This is a genomic window from Congregibacter sp., assembly GCF_965660375.1.
GTDB lineage: Bacteria > Pseudomonadota > Gammaproteobacteria > Pseudomonadales > Halieaceae > Congregibacter.
This window is the reverse complement of the sequence record NZ_CBFHZO010000067.1, coordinates 1-10803: the sequence shown is the minus strand read 5'-3', so window position 1 is coordinate 10803 and position 10803 is coordinate 1. Positions and strand designations below refer to the sequence as shown.

Below are 10803 nucleotides of genomic sequence, written 5' to 3'. Positions count from 1 at the left end.
CCAGGTGCACAAACGCCAGCAGAATTAAACCAGCGGTATGCACACCACTGCCCGACGCTCTGCTCAATTGGCTGATGGGTGTACTCATGGCGCTTTGCCCGGAAAGGAGCAACGAGAGCAGGTGAGCACCGAACATCAGCAGTACACCCCATAACACCAATTGACGTAAACCTCTCCCGATGCGACTTACTGTTGCAGTCATAGATCCCCCTGATCGAATCCTCGAACCCCTGTAGCCTGAGAATTGAGTCTATCGAGGTGGGCGCCCGCGCACCAAGACCGATTCCAATGAGCCACGGCAAACGTCATTCTCGAAGTTTTTCTCTGCCTGGATCAATATACTTTGAAGGAACCATCCAAAGTTGCGTTATCCTTAATCACGCCTTAGCCGAACTATACCTCTGGAGGGAATAAAATTGCGTAGAGATATTCAGTTTCTGCGCGGTATTGCCGTTCTCGCGGTGGTGTTTTATCACGCTGACATCGTCAAGCTTCAGAGCGGGTTCCTGGGCGTCGATATCTTTTTTGTGATTTCGGGATTCCTCATTACCTCTCTCATCTTAAGAGGTATTGAAGAAAACTCTTTTTCCTATACCGACTTTTACAAGCGAAGAGCTCACCGACTTTTACCCGCCCTCTATTCAACGTTACTCGTTACGACTTTGGCGAGTTATGTCTTCCTAACGCACCGACAATGGGACGACTATCTGCAGCAACTTCTTGGCGCGGTAACCTTTACCTCAAATATGGTTTTGCCTTATCAAGTGGGCTATTTTGATGACGCAGCTGAAACACGACCGCTCCTGCACATCTGGTCGCTCTCTTTGGAAGAGCAATATTATTTCCTGCTTCCCCCTCTATTAGCGCTTTGTGCCAAACGGTGGATCATTCCGCTATTAGTCGCACTGACAGGATTGAGTTTACTTGCATGCCTCGCTGCTCTTCAGATGACAGGGCAGTTTTTAGGCCTTTCAGGGAGCGAAATCGCTTTCTATACATTCCCCACAAGGGCCTGGGAACTGCTCGCCGGATCCCTTTTGAGTGTATGGATGCTCCATCGGCCATCGTTCACCATCCCGCGGGGGGCGAAATGGTTTGCCGTCATGGCGTTGCTGGCCCTTTTGTTTTTCTCTATCGATCCAGAACACCCCCGGGGTAATGCATTACTCGTTGTTTTGCTGACTTGTTTATTGATTGTCGGGAAGGACAACTGGCTACCAAAGTTTCGGATGATTGACTGGATTGCCAGGGTTGGTGACTGCTCTTATTCCCTCTATCTTATCCACTGGCCTCTCCTCGCATTTGCGCAAATCGCTTATCTGGGAGCAGTACCAACGACCGTCAGAATAGGACTGGTTTTTACGGCCTTTGTGCTCAGCGTTGCGCAATACCGGTTTATCGAAACCCCTTTTAGGGCTTCACGAAATACCTCCAACTACCGCAGCTTCGCTATGTTTGCGGCTATGACAGCCGTCTTACTTTTGGCAGCGGCCCCGCCAGCGACGCAAAGCCTGGGACTTAGAGAAACTCCGGGGCCAGACTTCGCTGAAATCCGGCGAAAAAATTTCGGTATCCACAGGATTTGTGTTCTCAAACCGCCGTTCGAAATTCCAGGAAGATGCAAGACGAAGAAAGAGCCAGAGGTAGCTGTCTGGGGAGACAGTTACGCAATGCATCTTGTACCCGGCCTGCGGAAAAACCCCGCAACGAATGACTCTATTATCCAGTTAACCCGCTCTGGTTGTACGCCGTCCTCGAGTTTAGCGCACATCACAAAAGGAACAGTCCAAGCCCGGCAATGCATGCAATTCAACGCCCGAGCTTTACGCTACATTCTCGATAGCCCGTCGATTGAAAACGTCGTTTTGAGTTCTCCTTTTGGCTATTTCTATAACACAGGACACAAACTGCTGATCAGGGGCAAAGCTGTCCCCTATAAGAGTGACCTGGTCATAGCAGACCTGACTGCAACAGTAAGGGCTCTAATTTCGGCTGGCAAAAGGCCGCTCATCATATCCCCTCCCGTTTACGCGGGCTACAACGTCGGGGAGTGCTTGGAACGTGAGATGACTGGTGCTTTGATTTTGGGGAGAAATGGCTGCGAACTTTCATTGAAGTTCCACTCTTTACGTCAGAAACCGGTTGTCGACGGTTTAAGCCAAGTATCCAAAGCCACCGGCGTTCCAATTCTTTGGCTCTCTGATCTCATGTGCGACGGCACTTCGTGCCAAACCCAACGTAACGGTGTACCGCTGTACCGGGACAAAGGTCATTTGACTGATAAGGGGTCAGAGATTCTTTTGGGCAATAGTTTTCTTTGGTAGCGTAGCCATGAAATGGCCAGCGAATCGCATTGCGATCGATAACAGGGGAGCCGAATCCACCAGCCCCGTAAAATTCAGGACAAGCCACATGACAGCGCCCATGCATCAGACACAATCAGTGATTTTCCGGCTCGCTACGATTTTTTCAATTCTGATCATTGGAGCGTGCGCTGCCAAACAGCATAGTCAGGGGCCTTCTCCAAAGATTCAGCTCCCAGTGGACAGCGGCCCGCAACCATGGACACAAAAGGCAGCGAATTACGACAGCGACACGGTCCGCTTCGCGGTGTTTTCCGACCTCACCGGCGGTGAGCGTGAAGACGTGTTTAAGGTAGCCGTCGCGCAGATGAACCTGCTTCGGCCCGAACTCATCGTCAACGTCGGCGATTTGATTGAGGGCAGTGAAAAAAAAGCTGAAATCGATACCCAATGGAAGTCCTTTGACGAGCGCGCCAACCAAGCAGACGCGCCCGTTTTTTACACCGGGGGTAACCATGATCTGTTGGATGGTGTGCTGCGCGAAGCCTGGGAGGCGCGAAACGGACCGCGCTACTACCATGTTCGCTATCGCGATGTGCTGTTCCTGATTCTGGATACCGAGGACCACACCCTGGAACGGCTCAACGAGATAGCACAGCTACGTCTTGATGCCATTGAAGTTGCCAAACAATCGGGTTGGGATGCTTTTGCAAAAACCCCCTATGCCAATCTGCCCGAGGACGAAACCGGGAAGATCTCCACTGCGCAAGCTAACTACATGCGTAATGCCATCGAGGCCAACGAGGACGTCCGCTGGACCTTCCTGCTCATGCACAAAGCCCCCTGGGCAAACGACGACATGGCCAGCTGGCAATCCATCGAGGAAGCGTTGGGTGAGCGACCCTACACGGTCTTTCACGGCCATCGGCACAACTACAAGCTTGAAACCCGCAAGGGTCGAGACTACATCCGTCTCGCCACAACCGGCGGTGTGTTCCTTCCTGACGCAGGCCTCTCCATGGATCAGGTGGTATGGGTTACCGTGGACAACGCCGGCGCACATATCGCCAACCTGAAGATGTCAGGCATCCTCGATAAAAGCGGGAAGCGCCCCCTCAATGGAGAGGCACTTTGCCTGGATCCCAAGGACTGCCCCGCAGAGTAGATGACCGGCTAATCAGGAGCCCGCCGCGTCCCAGACCGGTTTGAGCGCCGAGTAAGCGCCAGCGTTCATCGCCCGGGAGAATCCTGCCTGCGTCAGACTCGTCGTTGCGATACCCGAGCGATTGCCGCTGCGACAATACAGCACCACCTTCGTCGACTTGGGTGTATTGAGCGCGCTAAGACCCTCAACAATTTCGCCATGGGGAATGTTGACTGCGCCGGGTAGATGACCGCTGGCAAATTCTTCTGCCGTTCGCACGTCAACCAGCAAGGCCCCTTCCTTTACTGCGGCAAAAGCTGACGTTTGCGGCCCATTTCCCGGCTCCTTTGCGTTACCGCAGGCAGCTAGCATCGCGGCCATTACAGCGACTCCGATTAGTTTTAACACGCTGAATACTCCTTTCGATTGAGCGGGCAATTATGCCCTGTTACCCCACCCTTGAGTGAGCCCATCGCGACAAAAGGCCATTGAAAGAACCCGCCCCCACGGTTTTCGTTTACATAATGAGCAAGTATTATCGGGAATATTCCTGAGGGCGATCCGGCCAACTCAAGAGTCGACACAAAAATGCGCCCAAGGGCAGACAGCGCAGCATCCGAATTCAGAGGTTTTTATGAACGCCAGTAAGATTTGTCTTTCTATTCTCCTCAGTGTCTCGCCAGTGCTGGTATTCGAAGCCTCCGCTGGCTCGGCCACCATCACCTCCAAGGATGGCGCGTCGTCAACCTTTGAATACAGTGACGAGTATCTGCGCATCAGCATTCCTGACCAGGACGGCTACGCAGTGGTGCGCGACGGATCCATCTACACGGTCATGCAGCAGGATGGGCGTACCCTCGTCATCGACGCAGGCTCAGCCATGAAGGGTATGGGTGCCGGTGTGGCAACAACGGTACCGGCACAGTTCAACTCGGAAATCGGGTCTTTGGACAAAACCGGACGAACAGAAGTTGTTGCGGGGATCAAGGGCGATGTCTACGAACTTAACTTTGTCGACGAAAACGGCAATGAACAAATAGAAGAAGTAGTACTCTCTGATGATCCCAGAGCACTGGAATTTCGCGACGGACTGTTCCTTATGATGGGCGTTGCTTCAAAGCTGACCTCCGAGGGAACGGCTGACAGCACCGCATCGATTCAAAAAGCGCTGGCGGACATCAACTCGGGGCTTTTGCGCTACGGCCAGGAAATGACCGTGACTGACATTAACGGCGACAACATAGACCCGGCGCGCTTTGAGCTTCCCGCGGAGCCCCTCAACCTTCAGGGTATTGGCGCCATGCTGCGGAACATGTCCCAACAGGCTCCCGCCGACACTAACAGCAGTGAAGCGGCAGACAGTAGTGCCGAGCAGTAATTAGCATCCGGATCATTACATTCTGAGAGCTTTGCTCGGGCGACATCCTGCAGCGCCTGAAAGTCCTCCGCTGACATATTCATGGCTTCACCGCGCATGGCAGCGAGTTCATCCGAAGTGCGCGCGTCATCGCTGTAATCGGAAAAAGAGCGGTAGTAGATCTCGAGCTCTGCCTCTTCAAGACGCTCCGTTTTTCGACCTCCGAGAGGCTCGTAGGCCATCATGATACCCATGGCGGTCATGGGATCTTTGAAAGCGCACCTCAGACCGGCTTCGTAGCTGTTTTCTTTGCCGAGCGCATACAGGTATCTTTGATCGATAAAAGCGACCGCCGCGGCGTTAGGTGACAGCTCCTTATACGCCGTGACCCGATCAGCGACACAGGCAAAATCGATGTTGGGCCGCTCGAGGGATTTGCATGCCTTTTGAGCATTCAGGTTTTGGGCGTGAGCTGCACTCCAAAACACGCATTTAGCCACCACGCGTCACCTTCGCCATTTGGGCTGATAAGGTGTGATCCTCTCCGGTGATGGGTAAACTCCCGCCACCATCATGTCTGTCCCAGGAATGCTATGCGCATCATCGAAATTACCCGCGAACCGGTAGAGCTATACAAGATCCTCAAGTTTGAAGGACTGGTGACCACCGGCGGGGAGGCCAAATTACTCATTGGCGACGGGCAGGTATCAGTGAACGGCGAGGTTGAAACGCGCAAGGGACGCAAAATGCACAATGGCGATATCATCGAGTTTCGCGCCGAAACCCATCAACTCCAGCTGGTCTAGCGACTTATGAACGATAACCTTGCCCTGTCTCAACGTGCCTTGCTGCTGAGCGGACGCGCCCTTCTTGGGCTGTATTTCATCATCCCGGGGATTAGCAAGATTACGGGGTTCGCAGGCATGGTGCAGTATATGACGGACCACAACGTGCCATTGGTGCAACCGCTGCTGGTGCTCACCATTATTTTGCAGCTGGGTTGTGGCGCATGCCTTGTGGCGGGATGGCGTACGCAGATCATGGCTTTTGTTCTCGCGGGACTCACGTTGGTCATCAGCATCTACATGCATAACTTCTGGGCGCTGGAAGAAGGACTGCAGCGGGCCCACGAGATGCAGAATTTCATCAAGAACATGGCAATTATGGCGGGGCTCCTATACGTCGCCGGTGTAACGCCCGCGGCAAAGCAGTAAACCTCAGAGGCTGGCAGCGAAACACTGATGCGCGTCCTTATCGAGAACTATCGAAACCTCACCGCCGGCCACTGTGGCAGCGGCTCCATGCGCAATCTGATTTTTCATTACACGGGTCTGGATCTGGATGAAGGCGTGGTGTTCGGCCTGGGTTCGGGACTGGACGCCGTCTACTTTGATTACCCCCATGCCGAACCGCCCTATATGTGTTTTGGCCGGGGATCATCCTTCGAAACCGACGTAACTGATGCCCTGGGTATCGACTATCGGGAAACACCCGATCCCGACAACGATCAGGCCTGGGAGGATGTGCGACAGGAAGTCATCGCCGGACGCCCCACCATGCTATCCGGTGACATCTACTACCTGGACTACCGAAAGTTCAAAGTGCACTTCCCCGGTCATCGCTACGTCTTGCTGGGTTTTGACGATGAGCGCGACGAAGTGTATGTAGCGGATCGCACTGACGAAGAGACCCAGACCTGCTCCACCGAGGGCGTTCGTCTGAGCCGCAACCCGCCGGGCGGCCTGTCCACCTACAACAGCTGGGGCAAGTTCCACTCCACGGACGTGCGTCATAGCCTGGCTGACGCCTGTGGGATCGCCCTTCGAAAATCCGCCGAGCGCATGCTCAACCTCGACCATAGTCAGCAGGACCTTATGGAAAAACTACGGGGCGGTAGTGATGGCGAACTGGCGGTGGGACTGCATGGGCTCCGCACCCTGATCAATGTGTTCCCCCGTTGGGCAGCGCTAGAGGACCCGCTGGCGCACGTTCAGTACCTGGACAACGCCATCGTAAAATTCGGCACCGGCGGCGGATTCTTCCGTGATCACTTCGCGACGTTTATGCGCTGGGCCGCTGTGCAGCGACCCGATCTCGTAGACTCGAAGGCGGTATCACTGGCAGAAAGCGCAGCGCAGGAATGGAACGCGCTCTCACCCATGCTGCAGGCAATTGCCGCTACGCCTGCAGACGCAACAGGGTGGAAGCGGGCTGAGAACAAATTGGAGCATATCTACGAACAGGAATATTCACTGTTCGGGCAATTGGGCGATCGGGTACTTAAGAGCGGCTAGGTAATCCGATAGGTCAGCGTACGATCCGGCTCAGGAGCGATAGTCGCGATAAACGCTGTCACCCCAGCCGATGAGCTGATTATTCTTGAACACCAGGGGCGTCGTCTCATCGCGGGTGGTCTCACCATCGGAGTGTTTGCGCTGGGTGCGGTAAAAAAGCACCCGCAGTTCCTCGCCATCGTGGGTGAAGGCCTCGGAATCTGCCGGCGTGCCCAGGCTATCAACCACCGAGTTGCGCGAGGTACCGATTTCCAGCTTGCTGATCATGGCGCGATTATCGCTCTGATCGTCACGCCAATCATTATGATCAACATATTTGCCATCAATAAAAACGCAGCCACTGGCAGCAAACGACAACAGTGCGATGGCAGTCATTCGGGATAGAGAATTCACAGTTTTTCCTCGGTAAGTAGTATCTATCTGGCGTCGCTCAGAGCTTTGTCTGCACCCCCGCCGGTATGAGTCCATCATTCGATGAATACCCGGGGAGATCAATCACCGCAGGCTGCCATCCATCGCACTGACTGCTCAGCTCACCGCATCTCCCGGTACAGGGGGGCATCATGATCGTGTTAGCGGGCAGCGCCACGCTTGTCGCGCCCAGCAAGCAGTGGGACACTCCTTGGAAATCCCGTCACAGGTGCAATCATGCTCACCATCAATAATCCTCTCCCAGCTGCCCTGATCAGATTGCTCGCCACCACAGCGATCGAGACGCAATGACGTCAGCGCTTCTGGCCGGTGCAACAGGGCTTGTGGGGCAAGCAGTGCTTGCAGCCCATGATGTGGAGAAACTGCAGGTCACCACCGTAGGCCGGCGGGCAACCGGCCGGGTACCCAATGAGATCATCACGGATTTTCGGACGCCAATAGATCTGCCAAACGCTGACGTGGCCATCTGTGCCCTGGGCACGACCATCGCCAGCGCCGGCTCAAAAGACGCCTTTCGCAGTGTGGACTATGACGCCGTACTCACCTTTGCCAGGGCTGCACAAGACGCGGGCGTGAAGCATTTCATCGTCGTCAGCTCCGTGGGCGCTAATGCCAAAGCCGCGGTTTTCTATGCTCGCGTAAAAGGCGAAGTGGAACGAGAACTCGAGTCCCTGGGCTTTAGCCGTCTCGACATTGTACAACCGGGATTACTGCTGGGAGAACGGCAGGAGAACCGTCCTGTTGAAACCCTCCTGCGTTGCACCGACCCGCTGACGCGGGTGTTTCTCAAAGGGCCGCTGGACCGCTACGCCGGCATCGCCGTCGACGCCGTGGGAGCAGCCATTCTTGCGCTGTGCGACGCCGCCCAAGCGGGTATCTACCGCTATGAAAACCGGTCCCTGCATCAGCTGGCGGGCTTCTAACGCAGTACCCCGGAGCCAGGCCCGAGCCTCGCTGACAAAAGGGCGCAGGGGCGCTCGCACCAAACCGATTTGCAGTGCAACGCTTAATGGCGACACAATCTCTTTTTTATTCACGGCACAATCACACTATGTTTTCTGCAAACTCTCACTGTCTGCGTCTTTTGGTCGCGGCAATTATTGGAGCTCTTCTAGTGGCCTGTTCAAACATCGACTCTCCGGCGCAGGCACAGGCGCCCGCTGCCGCAGCTCCGCAAGGGGAACTCACGCTCGACGCTATTTTCAAAGAGGACGCATTCAAAGCTGAAGCCCCGGGTCGGCTGCAGTGGTTGAGTGATAAAAGCGGCTACACGATGCTCGAGACGCCAGCCGGCTATGACAAGAACGCGCAGGACGAGAGCAACGCAAAGGATGATGCCCCCGCACCGAAGGAAATCGTCTTCTACGATCCCAACAGCGACGAGCGGAGAGTGCTGGTAGACGTCGATACGCTCACCCCTGATGGCGCCGAGCAGCCCCTTGCCATCGACGATTACCACTGGTCCAAAGATCAGAGCAAGCTACTGATTTACACCAACAGCAAGAAAGTCTGGCGGGTTAAGAGCCGAGGCGATTACTGGGTACTGGACCGGAAAAGCGGCGAGTTACGTCAGCTCGGCGGCGATGCAAAACCATCGACCCTGCAGTTTGCCAAGTTCTCACCGGACGGCGGGCAGGTCGCCTACGTCAAAGAGGCAAACATTTTTGTAGAGGACCTCGAATCACAAACAATCACCCAGCTTAGCGAGCGCGCCGGCGATCACATCATCAACGGCATCATGAGCTGGGCCTACGAAGAAGAATTTTCCATTCGCGACGGCTTTCGCTGGAGCCCGGACGGTCAGCGGATTGCCTATTGGCAGTTTGACACCTCGGGCGTGCGTAATTTCACGCTCATCAACAATACCGATGAGCTGTATCCGGAAGTCGTCGAAGTACCCTACCCCAAGGTAGGCGAGACCATCTCCGCTGCTCAAGTGGGCGTCGTTAATATAGCGGGCGGCGCAACCGTGTGGGCTAATCTCCCGGGGGACCCGCGGCAAATGTACGTGCCACGCATGGACTGGGCGCCCTCCTCCGATAAAATCATCGTGCAACAGCTTAACCGCCGACAGGACACCAACACGGTGTTTTACGCTGATGCCGACAGCGGTGAAGCATCAACGGTGTTTGTGGAGCAGGCACCTCATTATCTCTTTGATGTCGAAGACGTGCAGTGGCTTAAGGCCAGCGGCGACTTTCTCTGGCTCAGCGAGCGGGATGGCTGGTGGCATATTTATCGCGCCACTGATGATGGCGAGACCTTCGTAGACCTTACTCCCGGCGATTTCGATATCACGGCCGTGGCTCACGTCGACGAGGCTTCGGGCTGGGTTTATTTCATCGCATCCCCCGACGCCATGGAGGCCCGCTATCTGTTTCGCTCCCGTCTGGACGGCAGCGGCAACCTGGAAAAAATCACGCCGGCAGATTTTGCAGGGACAAACAGCTATCAAGTATCGGAAGGCGGACAGTGGGCAGTACACACCCACGAAAGCTTTATGCAGCCCCCGCAGTACCGTCTCATTTCACTGCCGGAGCATCGCGAAATCGCAATACTTGAGGACAATGCGGCCCTGCTGGAGCAAATCGCCGAGCTGAGTCTCGGAGAACAGGAATTCTTCCGCGTAGAGGCACGGGACGGTTTACCGTTGGATGGCTACCTCATCAGGCCCCCGCAGTTTGATGCCAGCAAGCGCTACCCCATTGTTTTTTATGTATACAGCGAAGTCGCCGGACAAACAGTGCGCGATGCCTGGGGCGGCAAACGGCATCTCTGGCATCTTTACATGGCACAGCAGGGTTATCTGATTGCGTCCGTGGACAGTCGCGGCGCCCGCGCCCCCCGCGGCAGGGACTGGCGGCAGTCTGTGTACGGCGGCATCGGCATTCTCGCCTCCCGGGATCAATCCGACGCCCTTGCAGCGATGACCGAGCGCTGGTCCTACATTGACGCGGACAACGTGGGCATCTGGGGTCATTCCGGCGGTGGGTCCATGACGCTCAACATGCTGTTCCGTTACCCCGGGCAGTACAAAGTGGGGGTATCCCAGGCGCCGGTGACGGATCAGCGTCTTTACGACGCCATCTATCAGGAGCGCTACTCGGGGTTGCTTGAGGAATACGCCGATGATTACGCTGAAGCCTCTCCTATCACCCACGCTAAAAACCTCGAGGGTGAGCTGTTACTGGTGCACGGCACCGGGGATGACAACGTGCACTATCAGAGCAGCGAGCGACTCATCAACGAGCTGGTCAGGCTGAATAAGCCGTT

General features: G+C 55.3%; 11 protein-coding genes and 1 pseudogene. 8 read left to right on the top strand and 4 right to left on the bottom strand.

The features are described from left to right. Nucleotides 1-202, bottom strand: a pseudogene (locus ACTG3T_RS06140) (hypothetical protein); the annotation flags it as partial. A 214-nt stretch (nt 203-416) separates the two neighbouring features. On the opposite strand from ACTG3T_RS06140, the gene ACTG3T_RS06135 reads away from it, so the two are divergent. Beyond that, nucleotides 417-2324 carry an acyltransferase family protein gene (locus ACTG3T_RS06135; RefSeq protein WP_439101382.1) on the top strand — a complete coding sequence of 636 codons (1908 nt, stop codon included), beginning with the start codon at nt 417-419 and terminating at the stop codon, nt 2322-2324. A gap of 217 nt (nt 2325-2541) precedes the next feature. After that, a complete protein-coding gene (locus ACTG3T_RS06130) occupies nt 2542-3468 on the top strand; it encodes a metallophosphoesterase family protein (RefSeq protein WP_439101381.1) in 927 nt (308 codons plus the stop codon). Between the two features lie 12 nt (nt 3469-3480). Here the strand turns inward: ACTG3T_RS06130 and ACTG3T_RS06125 are convergent, their stop codons facing one another. Beyond that, complete coding sequence (locus tag ACTG3T_RS06125; protein WP_439101380.1) at nt 3481-3855, bottom strand: rhodanese-like domain-containing protein; 375 nt, start codon at nt 3853-3855, stop codon at nt 3481-3483. A 226-nt stretch (nt 3856-4081) separates the two neighbouring features. Here ACTG3T_RS06125 and ACTG3T_RS06120 point away from each other — a divergent pair, with 226 nt between their 5' ends. Continuing rightward, on the top strand, nt 4082-4825 hold the full coding sequence (locus ACTG3T_RS06120) for a hypothetical protein (RefSeq protein WP_439101379.1): 744 nt from the start codon (nt 4082-4084) through the stop codon (nt 4823-4825). Here the strand turns inward: ACTG3T_RS06120 and ACTG3T_RS06115 are convergent. Further along, nucleotides 4732-5292, bottom strand: a complete 561-nt coding sequence (locus ACTG3T_RS06115) for a hypothetical protein (protein ID WP_439101378.1) — start codon at nt 5290-5292, stop codon at nt 4732-4734. The two genes, ACTG3T_RS06120 and ACTG3T_RS06115, sit on opposite strands and share 94 nt — an antisense overlap. A gap of 105 nt (nt 5293-5397) precedes the next feature. On the opposite strand from ACTG3T_RS06115, the gene ACTG3T_RS06110 reads away from it, so the two are divergent. The 3 genes from ACTG3T_RS06110 to ACTG3T_RS06100 are packed head-to-tail and all read left to right on the top strand — an operon-like array spanning nt 5398 to nt 7098. Further along, complete coding sequence (locus tag ACTG3T_RS06110; protein ID WP_439101377.1) at nt 5398-5610, top strand: RNA-binding S4 domain-containing protein; 213 nt, start codon at nt 5398-5400, stop codon at nt 5608-5610. Nucleotides 5611-5616: 6 nt separating this feature from the next. Further along, the gene (locus ACTG3T_RS06105) at nt 5617-6018 is read left to right on the top strand and encodes a DoxX family protein (RefSeq protein WP_439101376.1); all 402 of its coding nucleotides are present in this window, start codon (nt 5617-5619) and stop codon (nt 6016-6018) included. Between the two features lie 27 nt (nt 6019-6045). Beyond that, complete coding sequence (locus ACTG3T_RS06100; RefSeq protein ID WP_439101375.1) at nt 6046-7098, top strand: BtrH N-terminal domain-containing protein; 1053 nt, start codon at nt 6046-6048, stop codon at nt 7096-7098. 30 nt (nt 7099-7128) lie between these two features. Here ACTG3T_RS06100 and ACTG3T_RS06095 read toward each other — a convergent pair whose 3' ends face one another. Next, nucleotides 7129-7491: a DUF3192 domain-containing protein gene (locus ACTG3T_RS06095; protein ID WP_439101374.1), complete on the bottom strand. Its 363-nt coding sequence runs from the start codon at nt 7489-7491 to the stop codon at nt 7129-7131. Between the two features lie 326 nt (nt 7492-7817). Here ACTG3T_RS06095 and ACTG3T_RS06090 point away from each other — a divergent pair, with 326 nt between their 5' ends. Together ACTG3T_RS06090 and ACTG3T_RS06085 are read left to right on the top strand one after the other, a co-directional pair. After that, nucleotides 7818-8453 carry an oxidoreductase gene (locus tag ACTG3T_RS06090; protein WP_439101373.1) on the top strand — a complete coding sequence of 212 codons (636 nt, stop codon included), beginning with the start codon at nt 7818-7820 and terminating at the stop codon, nt 8451-8453. Nucleotides 8454-8644: 191 nt separating this feature from the next. Continuing rightward, on the top strand, nt 8645-10803 hold a 2159-nt coding region (locus ACTG3T_RS06085; protein ID WP_439101372.1), incomplete at its 3' end, for a S9 family peptidase.